This window comes from Flagellimonas zhangzhouensis, assembly GCF_900102925.1.
Taxonomy (GTDB): Bacteria; Bacteroidota; Bacteroidia; order Flavobacteriales; family Flavobacteriaceae; genus Flagellimonas; species Flagellimonas zhangzhouensis.
Genome location: NZ_FNKI01000002.1, coordinates 678859 through 698900, shown reverse-complemented (window position 1 = coordinate 698900; position 20042 = coordinate 678859). Strand labels below are relative to the sequence as shown.

The window sequence follows — 20042 nt, the reverse complement described above, 5'->3', positions numbered from 1 at the left end:
TCTTTTAGGAAGCCATAACTTCTTTGCTTTCTACTGCTGCAAGGTAACGTTCAGCATCCAACGCGGCCATACAACCAGTTCCTGCGGCGGTAACTGCCTGTCTGTAGATTTTATCTTGAGCATCGCCACTGGCAAAAACTCCAGGTTTATTGGTTTTGGTGGATTTTGGTTGGGTAATAATGTAACCCGTTTCATCCATGTCCAATTGACCTTTAAAAATATCGGTGTTGGGTTTGTGACCAATTGCAATGAACAATCCTGTGATTTCGATTTCTTCTTTCTCACCTGTTTGGTTGTTCACCATTCGCAATCCTTCCACTACTTGATCTCCCAATACTTCATCAACTTCGGTATTGTATTTTACTTCAATATTTTCTATACTGTTCACACGGTGCTGCATGGCTTTTGAAGCACGCATATGATCTTTACGCACCAACATGGTCACTTTTTTACAAATATTGGCCAAGTACGACGCTTCTTCTGCAGCAGTATCTCCTGCTCCAACAATGGCTACATCCTGACCTTTATAAAAGAAACCATCACAAACGGCACAGGCAGATACTCCACCTCCTCTTAATCGCTGTTCACTGGGCAAATTCAAATATTTGGCAGAAGCTCCTGTAGAAATAATCACTGTTTCTGCTTCTATTTCTTTGGAATCGTCCACGGTAACTTTATGAATACCTCCTACCTCATCACTAAAATCAACTGCAGTGATCATTCCGATACGCACTTCGGTACCAAAACGTTCCGCTTGTTGCTGCAACTGCATCATCATAGTTGGTCCATCGATACCTTCAGGGTATCCAGGAAAGTTATCTACTTCTGTGGTGGTGGTCAACTGCCCACCTGGTTCCATTCCTGTATACATTACCGGTTTTAAATCTGCTCTTGAGGCATAAATAGCTGCCGTATAACCTGCTGGTCCAGACCCAATGATCAACGTCTTAATTCTTTCCACTTGTTCTGACATAAAATTCTACTCTACTGTTACCTTACAAAAGTAGTTGTTTTGGTCAAAAACTTACAATGGAGACCCTTGGTGCCTTTTAAAAGTTGTAAACAATTGGGGATAAACAAGAAAAGCATATGGTTGCAGTAAACTCAAAGTAAAAAGGAGCCATTGCAATGGCTCCTTTCCGAAAAAAAGTAGGTCAAATTTAAGGGAACTTAGATTTGAGTTTTTTAAAACCGTTACCACCAAGAGACTCAACCTCAAAAATCCCTTGGCGTAACGGAACCTCTCTTTTTTAAATAAGATTTAGGTAAAGAACACATAGTACCCTATAATCACCCCATCCTATTCAGAGGTTTTTCTTTTGTAGTTAAATAGCTCGTATTAACTGGTAACAAACATACTATGGTTACACCAAAAGAAAGTAGGTGAATTAACCAATGGGGCTTCTCCATTAACGGATGCCCCTTTTCAGTTTATATTTGAGAAATAGAAGTGCTATGTAGGAAAATATTACAAAATCACCGTTCGAAGTAGATAATCAATATGAACAACAGTTCTTTGACTATAAACTATACTTCAATTTCCTTTCGATGGTTTCGATCATAATGTTGGCAATATCCTTGCCAGTAGTATTTTCGATTCCTTCCAGACCTGGTGAAGAGTTCACCTCCAACAATAATGGTCCTTTATTGGAACGAATGATATCGACCCCCGCCACTGCCAAATCAAATACTTTTGCTGCTTTAATGGCCAGCTTGCGTTCTTCGGGAGTGATTTTAATTTTGGATGCAGCTCCTCCTTGGTGAATATTGGCTCTAAATTCACCTTTCTGAGCTTGTCGTTGCATAGAAGCAACCACTTTTCCGTTCACTACGAAGCAACGTATATCCTGTCCATTGGCCTCCTTGATGAATTCTTGTACCAAAATATTGGTCTGTACACTTTTAAAGGCATTAATCACACTCTCAGCAGCTTTATTGGTCTCAGCCAGAACAACTCCCTTTCCTTGGGTACTTTCCAACAATTTGATAATTAATGGAGCACCGTTTACCATTCGAATAAGGTCTTTGGTGTCCATGGGGGATTTTGCGAAACCTGTTGTAGGAATGTGAATGTCGTTTTTAGAAAATAATTGGGATGCAAACAGCTTATCTCTTGATTTACTAATGGAATCTGAAGAATTTAAACAATACACTCCCAAAGTATCGAACTGCCGTAACAGTGCACATCCGTAAAAGGTAACGGCTGGTTTAATTCTGGGGATTACTGCATCAAATTTATCTAGAATGTTTCCTCCTCTATATCTAATTTCAGGGGTACTAGCATCCAACTTCATGTAAGCATGCTCCACATTAAGGAACACCACTTTGTGACCACGCATTTCACCAGCCTCTACAATCCTTTTATTGCTGTATAGGTTAGGATTACTCGCCAGCAGCCCAATCGTTAATCCCGATTTTTCGGGCATATAGGGCTTGTATTTTATCTCAAGTTCCTCATCGGAAATATCGCCTTGACAAAAACTCTTGGACGGATCCACCAAATATCTTTCGTTAATAGCTTCGCGTCCTAACAACATCCGATATTCCATGGTATCCCTATTGGCCAAAGTCAATTCAATTTCTTGAATGTTTCCACCAATATTTACATGCGTCTTAACCACAGGACGTTCTTCCGAAATTCCCTGCGAACTTTTCACATTTCGGGTATCGACCAATTTTGCTTGGCACAAAATGGAAATACTTCGGTTATCTTGAAGCGGGTTTACTTCAAATCGTACCCATTGCTCCAATCCTTTGCTGAAAACCTTAATTTTATTGGCTTGGATCGATGATGTTTTTGCGCCAGAATCTACCCGCGCCTTTATGGCAGGTATACCCATTTCTTCAAAACGGCACCATTCCTCTGTTCCCAATATCTTTAAGTTGTCCAAATCGTATTCTTTTTAAGTTATTAATCGCATGATAAACAAATCCATGACTTCGACCAAAATTAAGATAATTATGATCCATTCCAGCCTACTACTTTCCCGATGATCCATAATATCTTTGAACAAGCTCAGGTTTTCCTTGATAATGTTCCCCTGCTCTTTTATGGTTCTGTAGCGTTCCTTTAAATCAAAGATTTGTTTAAGAGCCTTATCCAGTCTATCCAGTTCCCCATCTTCCCAAGCCACTTCATGGGAATCAAAAATATAAAGGTTCTCCGAGATTTGGTTATTAATATTCAAGACTCTTCCAATGTGTTTTTTCAGCGCCTTACCTCCAAGATCCAGTTTGCCATTCTCCTCCAAATAGGTAGTATGTCCCCTGGTTTCTTTCATGATTTGTTCCGAAAGTCCTGCAAAATAATCGAGGGCAACGGATTGGGACAAGTGCAATAGGGTTAAACGCATCCCCTCTTCATTGGACTTTTGAAGAACCACTTTGTTTCCTGTCACTGTGGTTTTGGTCTCATCCGAAACTAAATCCACATACAAATCCTCAGTTAAATCTGATTCACGCCAATCTTCGCAGAAAGGCTTCAATTCCATTAGGATTTGACTTATAGTCGCATCATCATAACCAAAAAATGATACTATTCCATATTTGAAAATATAGAGGTAACACCCATCTTCGGAATAGAAAAGCTCATCCCTATCCCCAAAAACCAACTGTTTTTGAATCGATTTTCTTACGGCAGGAATTTGAATATTGGAGGCCAAATGCAAGGCAACTGCCTTACTGCCTTGTTGGGTTTGTTTTTCCACAAATTACGTTGTTACTCTTCTTCAGAGTTTTCCAATTCATCGGTATCCAAGGAAGCTTCTGTGTCAGTATCAGCATCGGAGTCATTGTCCGAATCATCAAAATCCTCCATGGCCATCACCAATCGTTTACTCACTTTTACCAAATAAGCAGTATCCTCTGTCCGCACTTCCACACATTCCACCACCTCATTATTGGCATTTCGGAAGGTTACGATGTCATCATCATCGTATCCATCGGGAAACTTTTCAACCAATAAGTTGAGCATGCGATTATCCAATTTTTTGTAATCAACGATTACTCTTTTCAATGCAATATTTTGTCTGTTTCCCATGATTACATGTTTAATAGGTAGGCAAAAATCAACGGTGCCACGATGGTAGCATCCGATTCAACAATAAATTTTGGAGTGTCAATATCCAATTTACCCCATGTGATTTTTTCATTTGGAACTGCACCTGAATAGGATCCATAACTGGTTGTGGAATCACTGATTTGGCAGAAGTAGCTCCAGAAAGGTGTTTCGGTCTGCTCCAAATCTTGATACAGCATGGGTACCACACAAATCGGGAAATCCCCAGCGATACCACCACCTATTTGGAAGAAACCTATTCCTTTTTCTGAGTTTTTCATGTACCAATCAGCCAAAAAGGTCATGTACTCAATTCCAGATTTCATGGTGCTGGCTTTTAGCTCACCTTTAATCACATAGCTAGCGAAAATGTTACCCATAGTGCTGTCTTCCCATCCTGGGACCACAATAGGTAGGTTTTTCTCTGCTGCTGCATACATCCAAGAATCTTTGATGTCGATTTCGTAGTATTGCTCCAATACGCCGCTCAACAACAATTTGTACATGAATTCGTGCGGAAAGTAACGCTCTCCTTTAGCTTCGGCCTCTTTCCAGATATCATAAATGTGTGTTTGCAAACGACGGAATGCTTCTTCTTCAGGAATACAGGTATCGGTAACTCGGTTTAACCCTTTTTCCAATAAATCCCATTCTTCCTGCGGAGTTAAATCCCTGTAGTTGGGCACTCTTTTGTAGTGTGAATGCGCCACCAAGTTCATTAAATCTTCCTCAAGGTTGGCTCCTGTACAAGAAATGATGTGTACTTTATCGGTACGGATGATTTCAGCAAAAATTTTGCCCAATTCCGCTGTACTCATAGCTCCCGCCAAGGACACCAACATTTTGGAGCCTTGTTCCAGTTGTGCTTCATACCCTTTGGCCGCATCTATCAATGCCGCGGAGTTGAAATGCAAAAAATACTTTTGAATAAATTGTGATATTTCTCCTTTGTTATTCATCGAAGTCGTCTAATTGGTTTACAGATTTCTTATAGTCGGATTTTCCGCTATCGAATCCCTCTTCACCGTATTCGGTTTCTTTTAAAAATTTATAACTCAACATTTTGTAGTAAAGTTTTGCCGCTAAAAAGTCGGATGACCTGTCCACGTTGTTCGGACATAGTTCCACAATATCAAAACCAACTACATTTTTCTCTTCGAAAACCCTTTTTAAAAAGTCAAGGGTCTCGTACCAAAACAGTCCTCCAGGCTCTGGAGTTCCCGTTGATGGCATAATGGAAGGATCTAAAGCATCCAAATCAAATGTAATATAGACATTGTCGGTCATTAAATCCAAGGCAGAATCCATCCAAAAATCATCGGAAACCATTTCGTGGGCAAAGAAAACCTTGTCCTTGTCCATTACCAAGGTTTCGGTATGATCCATGCTACGGATACCTACTTGCACCAAATTAGTGGTCTCATTGGCCTCGTACATGGCACAGGCATGGTTGTATTTTGTGCCATTGTATTCTTTTCTCAAGTCGGTGTGTGCATCCAATTGCAACACGGTCAAATCATCAAAACATTCATTAAACGCACGGATGGCTCCAATGGAGATGGAATGCTCACCACCTACCATGGTCACCAATTTGTTTCGCTTAATGTACTCTTTCACCATTTTGTGCACGGCATTCACCATAGTTTCAGGGGTCGCAAAGTCATTAATGGCATCGGCCAAATAAATCCCTTCTTTGTACACCTCGCTATCGGTTTCAATATCGTAGGTCTCCATATTGTCCGAAGCCTCTAAAAAGGCTTCTGGACCTTTGTCGGCCCCTTTCCCCCAGGTACTGGTTCCATCGTAGGGAACGGGCAATAGCACTACTTTGGCCTTTTCGGCCGAGCCGTATTCCTTTGGAATACCGGCGTATGTTTTGGTTGTTTTCATTTAAAAATTAAAATATGAAATCAGTTCTTGCTATGGGCAGGCAACTCGTTTGATTTAAGAATGGTGCCTGGATCTTTTTCGGTTCCATATCCTAAAATGGACATGAACTCGCCAGCAGTTTGTTGGTTGGCAAAGACAGAAGTCACAATATTACCCTCTTCGTCCCTATTGATCAATATGTGCTTTGGGTGCGGAATTAAACAGTGTTGCAAGCCGCCAAATCCTCCAATGGTTTCTTGGTATGCCCCTGTATTGAAAAATCCGATATAAAGGGTTTTATCTTTCTTGTATTTGGGCAGATAAATAGCGTTCATGTGTTGCTCCGAGTTATAGTAATCGTCACTATCGCAAGTGAGGCCACCCAACAGCACACGTTCGTATTCCTCGTTCCAACGGTTAATGGGCAACATTATAAACCTTTTACTAATGGCCCAAGAATCAGGCATGGTAGTAATAAAAGAAGAGTTGATCATGTTCCACTTTTCGCGGTCGTTCTGTTGTTTTTGATAGAGAATCTCATAAATGGTTCCTCCACTTTCTCCAACAGTGAAACTTCCGAATTCGGTAAAAATGTTCGGTACATCTACCCCAGCCTCTTCACAAGCTTGTCCAATTTGATTGATAATCTCATCAATCATATAGGCATAATCATATTCGAATGCCAAGGAGTTTTTGATCGGGAATCCACCACCAATGTTTAAGCTGTCCAAAGTTGGACATACTTTTTTAAGGTTGATGTACACCCTCAAACATTTGATAAGTTCGTTCCAATAATAGGCTGTATCCCTAATTCCAGTGTTAATGAAGAAATGAAGCATCTTCAATTCCACTTGCGGATTGGTTTTTATGGATTGATTGTAAAAAGGAACAATGTTTTTATATCCAATACCCAATCTAGAGGTGTAAAATTCGAATTTTGGTTCTTCTTCAGATGCGATACGGATCCCAATTTTGAATTTCCCTTCAATGGATTGCCCCAAAAGATTGATTTCTTCATAATTATCAATGATCGGAATACAGTTTTTGTGCCCTCCATTGATCAATCCTGCAATATTTTGAATGTATTGGTCTCTTTTGAAACCATTGCAGATGACAAAGGTTTTATCGGTGATTTTCCCGTTTCGTTTCAGATGTTGAACTATATCAATATCAAAAGCGGATGACGTTTCTATATGAATGTCATTTTTAAGGGCCTCATTGAGCACATGCTCAAAATGGGAGCTTTTGGTACAATAACAATAATGATATTTACCTGCGTAGTTGTGCTTTTTAATGGCCGAAGCAAACCAACCTTTTGCCCTTTGAATGTTATCTGAAATTTTGGGCAAATAGGTGAATTTTAAAGGGGCTCCATAACGTTGCACCAATTCATAGAGGTCTACACCGTGAAACTGTAATTTATTGTCCTGCAATTGAAATTCCTCTTGTGGAAAATCATAGGTTTGCTCGATCAAGTCGATATATTTTGTCTTCATTTGAATTTCTAAAAAATGTAATTAATAGCTAAAAGAAAATTGTTCTGGAATAGCAGTTTTTTCAGATGCGAAATTCAAATACCGTGTAGGGTACAAAGAAGGGTGTCCGTGAGAAATCACGGCTAAAAAAGTGTTGTTTTTCGGAAGTCAGCCCTAGTATTCGGTGTCTTATCCCTAAGACGGCTTTTTGGGTAGACTTCCTTATCCCCAAAAGCCCGAATATGAAAAAAGATTTCAAAGCTTATAGGCAATGCGTCCTGTTAAAAGGGGACTCATTTATGGGGCAAACATAAATAAAAAACGAATACAACAACTTTTTTTACATAAAAATTTTACGTATTCAAAAAACTGATATTCAGTATTTTACATTTAAATAAATTTAATATTCATTTTAATAAACCAAAAATGGCCGTTGAAAAACTTCGAACGACCATCTTTTTTATTTCCTTTTTTCAACCAGTTTCCTTTAACCGACCAATGGTGGTCTTTCATTAATGAAAGGCTGGTTGTAATAACGTCTACCTGTTGCCTTATAAAGGGCATTGGAAAGTGCCGCAATAATAGGCGGTAATGATGGTTCTCCCAAGCCTGTTGGGTCTATACCATTGTCCACAAAATGTACTTCTATATTTTTTGGAGCTTCAGAATGACGAATTAGTCGATATCGATCAAAATTGCTTTGTTCTGGCTTACCATCTTTGAAGGACATAGCACTAAAGGTTGAGTGTCCAACACCATCAATAATACCTCCTTCTATTTGGTTTTTAGCTCCCAATGGATTGATTACTATTCCGCAATCCACCGCACAATGTACTTTATCAACTCGTGGCATATCTCCGCCTCCGTCTTCCAAATCCAAAACTTGAGCTACATAGGAATTGTGACAATAGTAGGCAGATACTCCCCTCGCTTTGCCATTGCTGTTGGCCCAATCGGATTTTTCCTTGACCAATTTCAATACTCCAGCATAACGCTCTGGATCATAATCATTTTTCTTAGGATCTCCTACTGGGTTGTTCATAGCACGGTCAAAAAGCTCTAATCTAAATTCGATTGGATCTTTTCCTGATGCTTCTGCTACTTCATCCATGAAAGCTTGCTCTGCTCCCGCGATAAAATTGGAACGTGGTGCACGCCAGGCTCCCGTGGTTACATTGGTAGCCAGGGTGTGCTTTTCAGCCAAATAGTTATCCACGGCTCCTGCTGGGAAACGGTCTTCAAAAACCAAAGAATCATTGGTTCCTGCTCCGCGTACATGCCAAGCAATCAAATTGCCATCAGCATCCAATCCAGCTTTATATTTTACTTTATAAGATGGACGGTAGGTTCCTTGGGTCATATCGTCCTCACGGGAATACACCAATTTAATGGGTGCATTCATTTTTTGTGAAATCACGGCTGCTTCAATCACAAAAGGTCCGTATAAACGACGACCAAATCCACCACCCATTCGGGTCATCATAATATCAATCTTTTCAACTGGCATACCCAAACGGGCTGCAACAGTTTTCTCTGCAAACTCAGGCGTTTGGATTGGCCCCAACAATTCAGCCTTTTCTGGAGTTACATGCGCAAAAAAGTTCATGGGCTCCATGGTATTGTGTGCCAAATACGGCGCTGAATAGGTGCTTTCCACAATTTTGGCTGCATTTTTAAATGCTGCATCCACATCTCCATCCTTTCGGGCAGGTGTTTCAGTTGGTTTTTCCAATAACGCCAATAGTTCTTCATCGTGGTATGAGGTGCTTTCTGCTTTGGAGCTTTGCTCCCACTCCACTTCCAAGGCCTTCTTGGCTTGCATACATTCCCATGTGCTATCACCAACAATTGCTACCAATTCTGGAATACCTCCTTGATCGGACCATTGTTTTTCGATGCCTTCGGGATATACTTCAAAATGGAACACATCTTTGATTCCAGGCATGGATTTAACCGCATCGGCATTCATACCTTTATAGGTCATACCAAATGCTGGTGGATGCACAATCATGGCAGTCAGCATCCCTTCCTTATATACATCCAAACCATATAATGGTTGACCCGTAACGATTTTCTTACCGTCCACGTTTTTGGTATCGGTACCTATGATGGAGAAATCCGAGGTTTCTTTTAATTGCACTTCCTCAGGAACTTCAATTGAAGCTGCTGCTGAAGCCATTTCGCCGTATCCTGCAGCATTGCCAGTTCCCTCATGCGATAAAATTCCTTCTTTGGTAGTAATTTCATCCGCAGAAACGCCCCAAGATTGGGCCGCTGCTTCTTTTAGCATTTGCTTTGCAGTGGCACCAGCCATTCGGAGACTTTCCCATCCCTGGCGGATGGATTGGCTACCTCCTGCAATTTGTCGAGTAAAAATATCGGTATTCAATGGCGCTTGCTCCACAATCACATCTTTCCAAGCCACATCAAGCTCTTCGGCAACGATCATGGGCATTGCTGTTTTTATATTCTGTCCAATTTCTGGATTGGGAGACATGATGGTCACCATTCCATTATCCCCTACTTTTAAAAAACCGTTGAGTTCGAACCACTCTTTGGGCAAGCTACTTACCTGCTCTGGGGTCATTTTACAAGATGCCAACCAATTAAACCCGATAACAAGTCCACCACTGGCCAGTCCTGTATTTCGAATAAAGGCGCGTCGTCCTATTTTTGTCTTTACAAGTGTCATGATAGTTGTTTTTGGATTATGATTTAGCAGCCAGTTTTACGGCTTTTTTGATTCTGGTGTATGTTCCACAACGGCAGATATTGCCATTCATGGCCATTTCAATTTCTTCGTCAGTTGGATTTGGGTTTTTCTCCAGAAGTGCAGAGGCTGTCATTATCTGACCTGCCTGACAATACCCACATTGGGGTACGTCTACTTCTAACCACGCTTTTTGTACTGGGTGATTGCCTTCTTCCGATAAGCCTTCTATAGTTGTGATTTCGGAGTTACCTACTGATGAAACCGTAAGCATACAAGCTCTTGTTGCAGTTCCATCCATGTGAATGGTGCATGCACCACATTGTGCAATACCGCATCCATATTTTGTTCCGACCAAATTTAAATGGTCTCGTAGTACCCAAAGCATAGGTGTAGACGGGTCTACATCTACCTCTTGTTTTGTTCCGTTGATGTTTAGTGTAAATGTCGCCATGTTGTTAATTAAGTTCTTCTAATTTACAGAAAATTACCCTTCAAGGTAACTACATAAATCAAACCTCTTAAAAATATTAACAAAAGTTTTAAGAAATACACCCATTAAATAAAATGATTATAAATAATACGGCGCTACGTCACGACAAGAACTTTAAATAAGCGATAAAAAAGACCTTTAATTACCAAGACATTACTTGGACTTTCTTAAAGTCTAGTATTTTAATCTGGCAAAAACAGGTAAATGATCCGAAGGGTATCTGGTGTCTTTGGAGTCACTTAAAATGGCACTTTTTAGCACCTCGAAGGCATCGGAAACAAAGATGTAATCGATTCTTCGCTGAACAGGTTTGTTAAATTGAAACCCATTGAACGTGCCATCAGGTCCAAAAGCGTTTTTGCCTGCAGCGATATGGGTATCATTCATTTGGGTTAAAATAACCTGAACCCCAGGGCTATCGCTCTCCAAATTAAAATCCCCAGTCACCACCACTGGAAAGTTTTCGGTATTAAGTTCCTTTATTTTTTGAAGAATGAGTTTGGAACTTTCCGCTCTGGCTTGCACACCTACATGATCAAAATGGGTATTGAAGACCATGAACTTTTTACCGTCACTTTTATGTTGAAAAATGCCATACGTACATGTTCTAGGAAGAGCCGCATCCCATCCTTTGGATGGTTTTTGTGGAGTAGTGGATAACCAAAAAGTGGATTGCTCTAGCAGTTCAACGCGAGTCGTGTTGTAAAAAACAGCGGTATGCTCGCCCCTTTCATCCCCATGATCACGACCTATGCCAAAATAAGCGTAATCGGCCAAGCCCTCATCGATTTCTTTCACCTGATGAATCAACCCTTCCTGAATTCCAAATACATCAGGATTGTAAAAATTGAGTTGCGAAATAAGAAACGCCTTTCGATTATCCCAATTGTTCGGAGCATCATCGGGATTGTCATATCGGATATTATAGGAAATAACATCAATGGTCTGGCTTTTCGCATTTAATACGGTTACCAAGGCACACAAAAGGAATATAATTTTCTTCATCAGTTTTATCGCTCAATATGTAAAATAAACCAGCAAACTATCAAATTTTCGGAGCATGGATGTTACGATACCTTTATTTTATGTAGTTTTCCATGATCCTCACAGAGCATCCTTAAAAAGAAGTGTTGGGTCTTCTCTTTTGACAAACCATCAAAAAATAAACCCAACAACCACCATTCTATATGTTTGTCCTTCTATTTTAGGATAAAGGATTCCGTCAAATCGGCATCTGAATTGGTTCCCACAAAAATTTCAAATTCTCCAGGTTCGGAAACAAATTCCAATTGGGCATTAAAGAATTTCAAATCATCTGGAGACAAGGTGATGGTCACCTCTTTGCTCTCTCCTTTTTTCAACATGATTTTTTGAAAACCTTTCAATTGACGTTTGGGAGGCGTGATGCTTCGTACCACATCCCTTAAATACAATTGTACCACCTCTTCTCCATCATAATCACCAGTGTTTTTTACCGTAATTGTTGCAGAAATAGATGCTCCTTGACCAATTTCTTTTTTGTCCAACCTTAAGTTAGAGTATTCAAAAGTGGTATAGCTCAAGCCATAACCAAAAGGCAATAATGGTGCATTTGGCGCATCTAAATAGTTAGATCTGAATTTTTGGAATTCACCACTTTCGGGAGCGGGTCTACCCGTAACCTTTGCACTGTGGTACACCGGAATTTGCCCCACGTATACAGGCCAAGTAGCGGTCAACTTTCCTGATGGATTATAATCCCCGAAAACTACATCGGCAATGGCATTTCCTGCCTCAACACCTGGATGCCAAACTTGCAAAATGGAAACGGGCAAATCAAATTCTTCGGGAATGGTCAACGGTCTCCCGCTCATTAACACCAATGCAACAGGTTTTCCAGTGGCTACCAAGGCTCTGATCAATTTCTTTTGACTTTCTGGAATTGAAATATCGGTTCGGCTTGAGGATTCCCCACTCATTTCAGTAGCTTCACCCACTACGGCTACAACAACATCGGAAGTTTTGGCCAAATCCACTGCTTCTTTCAACATGGCTTCTGAGGAACGGGCATCGATTGTGATTCTTTCGCCCAACGTGTTCACGTTCTTGGCAAAAGTGGCATCATCGGAAATATTGGCTCCTTTAGCATATTGAATAGTTGCACCTGAGGCGACATTATTAAATCCTTCCAAAATGGTCACCGCAAGATTAAAATCACCTGTTGGCGCCCAAGTTCCCAACATATTCTCACGACTATCGGCCAGCGGTCCTACCAAGGCAATTTTACCTGATTTCTTTAATGGGAGTATGTTATTGTGATTTTTCAACAACACAAAGGAATGCGTGGCCAACTTTCGGGACAATGTCCTATTTTCTTCCGTTAAAATATCCTTTTTAGGACGTTTCGAATCCAAATATCTGTACGGGTCCTCAAACAATCCTGAAATGTATTTTGCTTCCAATACCCTACGACAGGCATTGGTGATATCGGCCTCGGTGACCTTTCCTTCATCCAAGGATTTTTTCAAGGTGGTTAAAAAGCCTTCACCTACCATGTCCATATCCAAACCTGCTCTTAATGCCAATGCTGAAACAGCTTGCAAATCCCCCAAACCGTGGGCGATCATTTCGTTTACAGAAGTATAATCAGATACCACAAATCCATCAAACCCCCATCGGTCGCGCAGCAAATCGGTCAACAACCATTTATTTCCAGAAGCAGGCACTCCATCCACATCATTAAATGAGCTCATCACACTTGCAGCTCCAGCTTTAATGGCGGCTTCGTAAGGTGGAAGGTATTGGTTGAACATTTTGATTTTGCTCATATCCACGGTATGGTAATCACGACCCGCTTCTGATGCTCCATACAGGGCAAAGTGTTTTACGCAAGCCAACATGGTATGGGAAGCAGCTAAATCATCGCCTTGATAGCCTTTCACCATGGCTTCGGCAATTTTTGAGCCTAAATAAGGGTCCTCTCCAGCTCCTTCCGAAATTCTACCCCATCGAGGGTCTCGGGCAATATCCACCATAGGTGAAAAGTTCCAATTGATACCATCTGCAGTAGCTTCTTTGGCAGCCAATTGGGCGGCTTTTTGCACCAAATCCATATCCCAACTTGCCGAAAGCCCCAATGGAATTGGGTAGGTGGTTTTGTACCCGTGAATCACATCTGATCCAATAAGCAATGGAATTCCTAATCGGCTTTCTTTAACGGCAATTTCTTGAGCAATTCGAACCTTGTCTGGCCCAGTTACTCCAAAAAGTCCACCTACTTGACCATTCTTGATCTTGGATTCCACATCTTTGCTCACCACCTCACCAGTAGCAACTCCACCACCAGGTGTTAATAGGTTCAACTGACCAATTTTTTCTTCAAGGGTCATTTTGTTCAATAGCGCTTCTACCTCTGGAACTCTTTTTTGTGCATGAACACCCCAAAAAGAAAGCGCTAAACAGGCTAAAAGTAATTTTTTATAGTGCATGATATAAGGTTGTTATTCTGACTTATCTGCTTCTGTATTCTTGATATGTGAAAACAACCAAGGCAATAAGTCAGGTTCCGCAAATGCAGGGTCCCAACTATTGTGGTTGGCAAAATCGTACATGGTGAATTTTGGATGTACCCCTGCTTCAAGTAAAGCAGACACCATTTCAACTGACCGCAAAGGGTGAACTACATTATCCTGGGCACCATGAAACACCCACAATGGCGTGTTGTTGGCATAGAGGGATACAGATTCTGGTTCTCCACCTCCACAAATAGGTATTGCGGCCGCAAAGGTATCTGGTTTTCTGCTCAACAATTCAAAAGTTCCCATGCCTCCCATGGAAAGTCCCATCAAATAAACTTGATTATCTTTGGTGTAGGGTTGGTCTATTGTTGTTTGAAGCAGGTCCATTACCATTTGCATAGGTTTAGTGGGACCATCTTTGTATTTAAAATCCAGACCTATCGGATAGGAACTTCTATCCACATCTACTCTGGCCCAATAGCTATCGGTTGGACATTGCGGAAATATAACTACAGCGGGATAACGTTCTTGTAGGTAATCCGTGGCAAACAATTTTGCCCCGTTCCACAGTTGTTTTTCGTTATCACTACCGCGTTCACCCGCGCCGTGAAGAAACAACACTACGGGATAATTTCCATCTTCCTTAAAATTCTTTGGATACATGATGCGATATCGTAAGGTATCGTTTCCATCAACAAGCATTTCAGATTTGTATTTGGATTGCCATTGAGCGGAAACCAAAGTACAAGCAAACATCATCAAGATTAAAGTGCAAAGTTTTTTCATATCAAAATCCTAGTTTGGTTAAACCAGCCTGAACGTCTTCATTCGCCATAAAAAGGTCCCAAAGCAATCCAGTTCTGTAGTTCTCAATCATGATGATCTGTGGTCCTTGATCAATGGCTAAATAGGCTTCGGCCACCCAGTCGTATTCTGGACTAAAGGCATCGTAAAATCCAACAGGGCCCAATAAATCATCACTATTCCTATAAAAATAATGCATTGCAGCCAAAGATTCTTCGGGCGCGTATGGAATTGAGCTAATTGCAGCGGTGGGAGATATCACTCCAGTGTCGTTACTCGGGCTATGGGCATTGTACTCCATGGTTCCGTCATTGTTACGTGAATAACTAGCCGTCAATCCCCAGCAATCCTCACCATAATCCTGAAAATAATCTGGATTGTCCACACAATACTCATAATTGATCATGGTATGGTTCACATTCACATCCCAATAATTCACATAATCATCGGAAAGATTTCTTGGATCTAATCCCAGATAAGAATAATGCGCCCAAAATAAGGGGCCTCCAAATTGCTCGTTTCCATTATGTTTTACCAATAGTGGGTAACCATATTGTGTATTCGAAGAGCGGATTCCCCCTCCCGAGGCCCATCCGTTGGTAAATACTTCCTTATCTATCCCGAAATTGGGAGATGCAGCGGCCATCACATAGGTGATCAACACCTCGTTATAGCCTTTCAACTGCATGTTCATATCAAAATTGTAGTTGGGACTCCAATGCCAATACAAGGTATTCTGATTTTGTGTGTACCAATCCCATTCTACACCTTTCCATAAATCATCGGCCTGTTGTGCCAATGCCTGTTCTGCATCGGAACCATTCTTGAAGTATTCTTTCACACAGATCAAACCTTGAGCCAGAAATGCAGTCTCAACCAAATCACCTCCATTGTCCATGGAGCTGAATGGAATTACAGCACCAGTTTCTCCATTGATCCAATGGGACCAAGCACCGTGAAAACGATCTGCATTTTCCAAAAAATCCAAAAGGGTGTTCAATCGATCGACTGCTTCTGATCGGGTCACAAAACCTCTTTCGATTCCCACCAAAATGGACATCAAGCCAAAACCTGTACCTCCAGCAGTAACCACATTGGCGCTATTCCCTGGGTCATCGGGATGATATCGCTCCCGTGCTCCGCCAGAATTCGCTTCGGCATAATCCCAGAAATATTTAAAAGTGGTTTCTTGGGTCAAATCCAAAAGTTCTTCATCAGAAATTGTAGGTGTATCATCACCATTGGAACCTTTACCAGGTAATTCTGGAGTGGTTGGAATATAGGTATAATCATCCCCTCCTCCACATGAGAAAATCAATGTGGAGAAAAGAATGAGATATAAAGCATTTTTAATCATTTACTATTTTATGTTTGGGCTTTCAAATCCCAATTTCTTTAAGCCTTTTTGAACGTCTTCATTGGCCATGAACAGTTTCCAGAACAATCCGCTTCGATAGTTTTCAACCATTACAGGGATTGGACCTTGATCAATGGCCAAATATCTGGGTAAGTACCAATCAAATTCCAAACTAAAAGCATCATAAGGACCATATTTTCCAATCAAACTATCTTGTTGATTGTACATAAACCTCATGAATTTTATGCTTTCTTCAGGCGTATATGGCATAGATGAAAGTGCGGCCGTGGGTGAAATCACGCCTAAATCCTCACCAGGACGGTGCCCTGCATACCCTTTCATGGAGTAGCTGGAGGTCATACCCCAACAATCTTCACCATAACCTTCAAAATCCATTGGGTTGTCCACTGCATATTTGTAATGGATCAATGCGTGGTTTTGGTTCAATTTCCAATAGTCGCCAAATTGATCTTTCAGTTCCTTTGGCTTCAATCCCAAATAAGAATAATGTGCCCAAAACAATGGTCCAACAGGTGCATCGCTATGTTCATAATGGTTCATTTCGGTTTCCAAACCATAATAGGTGGTATCCTTGGTGATTTGTCCATCGACTCCCCAACCTTTATCGTACACTGACTTTTCAATGGAATGTGTAGGCGATGCGGCAGCCAATACATACATGATCAAGGCTTCGTTGTAACCTCCAACAGGGAAATTCATTTCCCACTCGTACTCAGGGCTCCAATGCCAATACAGCACATCTTCGCCATTTTTAGTGTACCAGTCCCATTCCACACCTTCCCAAAGTTCTTGAATCTTTTGGGCAAGCTGTTGTTCGCGCTCATTTCCGTTTTCAAAATACGCTTTTACGGTGAGTAGTCCTTGCACCAAGAAAGCAGTTTCCACCAAATCCCCGCCATTATCTTTTTTGCTGAATGGGGTTACTTTTCCTGATGGCAATAACCAGTGTGGCCATGCACCATGAAAACGATCGGCATTATCCAAATAATTAACAATGCGCTCATAACGCTCCAAGGCTTGTTCACGGGTGATAAATTCTCTTTCCACTCCGACCAAAATGGCCATAAGTCCGAATCCTGAACCTCCCGTGGTTATGATATCCTTATCGTGATTGGGATAAATCCCATCCATGTGCATTCGTTCTCTAGCCAATCCTGAAATGGGTTCCGCTCCTTCCCAAAAATAATTGAAGGTTTGGTACTGAAGCGTGTCCAACATTACCTCATCGGCAAGGGCTAGACTGTCCGCATTAATTTCAATGGAATTGACTTTTTGCTTAGTTTTTTGGCCATCGCACCCTATGATTAGGGCAGCAATGGCCAATGGAATTAAAATTAACCTCATACAAACTAAATATTCTGATAATTTGAAGTGCTGAGCACTTAATTATTCATTATTTCTTGAATTTCTTCCTGTGTCAATGCTCTATCGAATAGGAATAGATCATCGATAAAACTTGAATCGGAAAGGTGGTTCCAACCGCTAAAATTAGGGGCTCCTGATCCTATGGAAAGGATGGTGCAATTCGCCCAACTAATGGTCTTTCCATCCATATCGCCTGTGTTCACCACAGGTTCTCCGTTAAGGTAAATCAATGTTTGTGTTTCTGTTACCGTAAAGGCCACGTGTACCCATTCGTTTGCAGTTACATCTATAACATCACCATCGTTCCAGACATCACCTGCATCGGTTCCCAAGTGAAGTTTGATACGTTGTTCATCTGCGCTTCCTTCGCGGAACAATCTAAATCCTGATGACAAATCGTTATCTGTACCATTCATTGGAGGAGCAACGGTCAAGATACCTGCTCTGTCAGGGTCTCCACTCACTTTATACCAGAATGCCCCACTAAATTGGTTACTGAACAATCCATCTATTGGGAATGTCAAGTACGAATCGGTAGCACCTGCATAGGCATCACTACCCACAACGCTTTCTCCTGCAAATCCTGGAGTTCCCTCAACAGTAGCTGTTGAACCTGAACTGTCATCTACGTTGGTCCCATCAAAAGGCATGTACAATGTTGAACCGAAGTTTTTAGGTGTTACTTCACCTCCAAAAACCTCAGCCACTTCTTCCGCAGTTAATGCTTTGCTGAAGAATCTCAAATCATCAATGATACTGTTATCGGAAGCATGACCCCAATAATCAAAGGTAGGTCCTCCTGCTCCGATCGTGAAGGTATCGCAACCTGTCCAATCGATTGGAGCGGACATGGCGGAAGACAAAACTTCTGCTCCATTAAAATAAATTACACTTTCGGTACTCGAAATGGTAAATGCAATATGCACCCATTCCCCAGCTGTTACATCAATAACATCACCATCGTTCCAACTTTCACCACTTCCTGTGCCCACATTGATTTTAATGCGTTGTTCGTCAGCACTACCTTCACGGAACAAACGGAAACCTTGGTTTCGGTCTGCAGCATCATCACCTATGGTGATAATACCCGCTCTATCTGGTGTGGAATCCACTTTGTACCAGAATGACCCACTGAATTCTGCAGACATTAATCCTTCTGCTGGATAGTTGATGTATGAATCGGTAGCTCCCAAATAGGCTTGACCACCCACTTGACTTTCATCCGTGAAACTTGGAGAACCTACTGTACTTGCTGCCTTGCTTCCAATCAAATCGATATAATCACCATCAAAAGGCATGTACAACGATTCACCTGCATATTGCGGCATATATGGGTTGGCAGCATTGATCATAATTTGAATATCACTCTGCGTCAAAGCCTTATTGAAAATACGAAGCTCGTCCATTTGACTTGCATCGTAACCATGGTTCCAGTAATCAAAAGTTGGTCCGCCTGAACCTATATGTAGTTCCTCACAACCTGTCCAGTCGATTGGGGCTGGCAAATCAGCTGTTAGCATTTCAACTCCATTGAAATAAATGGTACTCTGTGTCTGTGAAATGGAAACTGCTACGTGCACCCATTCTCCTGCGGTCACATCGATAACACCTCCATCATTCCAACTTTCTGCTGCACCTGTTCCCACATTCACTTTAATGCGCTGTTCGTCGGCATTGCCTTCACGGAACAAACGGAAACCTTGGTTTCTGTCATCAGCATCATCACCAACTACCAAAATTCCTGCTCTATCTGGTGTAGCGTTTACCTTGTACCAGAACGCTGCACTGAATTCAGGACTTTTAAGTCCGTCCATTGGGAATGTCAAATACGAATCTGCAGCTCCTTCAAAAGCATCAGCACCCAAAAATCCATCACCTGAAAAGCCAGGGTTCCCTACTTCACCTGCTTCTTGGAAGCTAATAAAGTCCATGTAATCGGCATTGAACGGCATGTAGAATACTTCACCATCAAATTGAGCACTGTAAGGTGCCAACTTGGCGAAGTTCACTTCTTCTGTAGTGGTTTTGCCTTCGATATCGGTTGCGGTAACGGTCACTACGTGGTCACCATTCCCCAATCCATCGTAGGTTACTTCTTCCAATACAATTCTATAATCCTTGAACGAAGAAAAGGAAGCAATTTGAGACCCATCCATGGCCACGGAAACGCTTGAAACTTCGATGTCATCAGTTACCTCGAACGCAATATCTATGGAAGTTTCTTCCTCGAATGGCATAAGCTCCACTCCTTCTGTCGGATATGTAATGGTCACCTGTGGCGCTGATTCGTCCACACCTGCATCCACTGCGGTAATGGGGTCAATTCCTTCGTTACAAGAAATCACCAGAATCCCCAAAAGCATCCAAATGGATTTTACTATATATTTCATCTTG

15 protein-coding genes are annotated in these 20042 nt (G+C 41.4%); all 15 read right to left on the bottom strand.

Annotation, left to right across the window (positions count from 1 at the left end):
* Window positions 1-4: 4 nt before the first annotated feature.
* Complete coding sequence (gene trxB, locus BLQ18_RS10000; protein ID WP_090294968.1) at window positions 5-973, bottom strand: thioredoxin-disulfide reductase; 969 nt, start codon at window positions 971-973, stop codon at window positions 5-7.
* A gap of 547 nt (window positions 974-1520) precedes the next feature.
* A complete protein-coding gene (gene rimK / locus BLQ18_RS09995; protein WP_090294966.1) occupies window positions 1521-2891 on the bottom strand; it encodes a 30S ribosomal protein S6--L-glutamate ligase in 1371 nt (456 codons plus the stop codon).
* Window positions 2892-2903: 12 nt separating this feature from the next.
* Window positions 2904-3707, bottom strand: coding sequence for an RMD1 family protein (locus BLQ18_RS09990; RefSeq protein ID WP_090294963.1), 804 nt, complete (start codon window positions 3705-3707; stop codon window positions 2904-2906).
* Between the two features lie 11 nt (window positions 3708-3718).
* Entirely contained in the window at window positions 3719-4039 is a 321-nt protein-coding gene (locus tag BLQ18_RS09985; RefSeq protein ID WP_090294961.1) for a hypothetical protein, read from the bottom strand.
* A gap of 2 nt (window positions 4040-4041) precedes the next feature.
* A complete protein-coding gene (locus tag BLQ18_RS09980; protein WP_090294959.1) occupies window positions 4042-5016 on the bottom strand; it encodes a deoxyhypusine synthase family protein in 975 nt (324 codons plus the stop codon).
* Window positions 5009-5947 carry an agmatinase gene (speB, locus tag BLQ18_RS09975; RefSeq protein WP_090294956.1) on the bottom strand — a complete coding sequence of 313 codons (939 nt, stop codon included), beginning with the start codon at window positions 5945-5947 and terminating at the stop codon, window positions 5009-5011. Before speB ends, BLQ18_RS09980 begins: the two co-directional genes overlap by 8 nt.
* A 20-nt stretch (window positions 5948-5967) precedes the next feature.
* Window positions 5968-7422: an arginine decarboxylase gene (locus BLQ18_RS09970; RefSeq protein WP_090294954.1), complete on the bottom strand. Its 1455-nt coding sequence runs from the start codon at window positions 7420-7422 to the stop codon at window positions 5968-5970.
* A 466-nt stretch (window positions 7423-7888) separates the two neighbouring features.
* A complete protein-coding gene (locus BLQ18_RS09965) occupies window positions 7889-10093 on the bottom strand; it encodes a xanthine dehydrogenase family protein molybdopterin-binding subunit (protein ID WP_090294951.1) in 2205 nt (734 codons plus the stop codon).
* Between the two features lie 16 nt (window positions 10094-10109).
* A complete protein-coding gene (locus tag BLQ18_RS09960) occupies window positions 10110-10565 on the bottom strand; it encodes a (2Fe-2S)-binding protein (protein WP_090294948.1) in 456 nt (151 codons plus the stop codon).
* Window positions 10566-10778: 213 nt separating this feature from the next.
* The gene (locus tag BLQ18_RS09955) at window positions 10779-11609 is read right to left on the bottom strand and encodes an endonuclease/exonuclease/phosphatase family protein (RefSeq protein WP_090294946.1); all 831 of its coding nucleotides are present in this window, start codon (window positions 11607-11609) and stop codon (window positions 10779-10781) included.
* 194 nt (window positions 11610-11803) lie between these two features.
* Window positions 11804-14071, bottom strand: a complete 2268-nt coding sequence (gene bglX, locus BLQ18_RS09950) for a beta-glucosidase BglX (RefSeq protein ID WP_090294943.1) — start codon at window positions 14069-14071, stop codon at window positions 11804-11806.
* Between the two features lie 12 nt (window positions 14072-14083).
* A complete protein-coding gene (locus BLQ18_RS09945) occupies window positions 14084-14887 on the bottom strand; it encodes a carboxylesterase family protein (protein WP_090294940.1) in 804 nt (267 codons plus the stop codon).
* Between the two features lies 1 nt (window position 14888).
* Window positions 14889-16262 carry a glucoamylase family protein gene (locus BLQ18_RS09940; protein ID WP_090294937.1) on the bottom strand — a complete coding sequence of 458 codons (1374 nt, stop codon included), beginning with the start codon at window positions 16260-16262 and terminating at the stop codon, window positions 14889-14891.
* A gap of 3 nt (window positions 16263-16265) precedes the next feature.
* Complete coding sequence (locus BLQ18_RS09935) at window positions 16266-17627, bottom strand: glucoamylase family protein (protein WP_090294934.1); 1362 nt, start codon at window positions 17625-17627, stop codon at window positions 16266-16268.
* 38 nt (window positions 17628-17665) lie between these two features.
* Window positions 17666-20038, bottom strand: coding sequence for a LamG-like jellyroll fold domain-containing protein (locus tag BLQ18_RS09930; protein ID WP_090294931.1), 2373 nt, complete (start codon window positions 20036-20038; stop codon window positions 17666-17668).
* Window positions 20039-20042 lie beyond the last annotated feature (4 nt).

Excerpts from the sequence above, each read along its gene's own strand:
- BLQ18_RS09965 (WP_090294951.1), bottom strand. The coding sequence starts at position 10,093 with ATGACACTTGTAAAGACAAAAATAGGACGACGCGCCTTTATTCGAAAT.
- BLQ18_RS09960 (WP_090294948.1), bottom strand. The coding sequence starts at position 10,565 with ATGGCGACATTTACACTAAACATCAACGGAACAAAACAAGAGGTAGAT.
- BLQ18_RS09935 (WP_090294934.1), bottom strand. The coding sequence starts at position 17,627 with ATGAGGTTAATTTTAATTCCATTGGCCATTGCTGCCCTAATCATAGGG.
- trxB (WP_090294968.1), bottom strand. The coding sequence starts at position 973 with ATGTCAGAACAAGTGGAAAGAATTAAGACGTTGATCATTGGGTCTGGA.
- BLQ18_RS09955 (WP_090294946.1), bottom strand. The coding sequence starts at position 11,609 with ATGAAGAAAATTATATTCCTTTTGTGTGCCTTGGTAACCGTATTAAAT.
- BLQ18_RS09940 (WP_090294937.1), bottom strand. The coding sequence starts at position 16,262 with ATGATTAAAAATGCTTTATATCTCATTCTTTTCTCCACATTGATTTTC.
- BLQ18_RS09930 (WP_090294931.1), bottom strand. The coding sequence starts at position 20,038 with ATGAAATATATAGTAAAATCCATTTGGATGCTTTTGGGGATTCTGGTG.
- bglX (WP_090294943.1), bottom strand. The coding sequence starts at position 14,071 with ATGCACTATAAAAAATTACTTTTAGCCTGTTTAGCGCTTTCTTTTTGG.
- BLQ18_RS09980 (WP_090294959.1), bottom strand. The coding sequence starts at position 5,016 with ATGAATAACAAAGGAGAAATATCACAATTTATTCAAAAGTATTTTTTG.
- speB (WP_090294956.1), bottom strand. The coding sequence starts at position 5,947 with ATGAAAACAACCAAAACATACGCCGGTATTCCAAAGGAATACGGCTCG.
- BLQ18_RS09945 (WP_090294940.1), bottom strand. The coding sequence starts at position 14,887 with ATGAAAAAACTTTGCACTTTAATCTTGATGATGTTTGCTTGTACTTTG.
- BLQ18_RS09970 (WP_090294954.1), bottom strand. The coding sequence starts at position 7,422 with ATGAAGACAAAATATATCGACTTGATCGAGCAAACCTATGATTTTCCA.
- BLQ18_RS09985 (WP_090294961.1), bottom strand. The coding sequence starts at position 4,039 with ATGGGAAACAGACAAAATATTGCATTGAAAAGAGTAATCGTTGATTAC.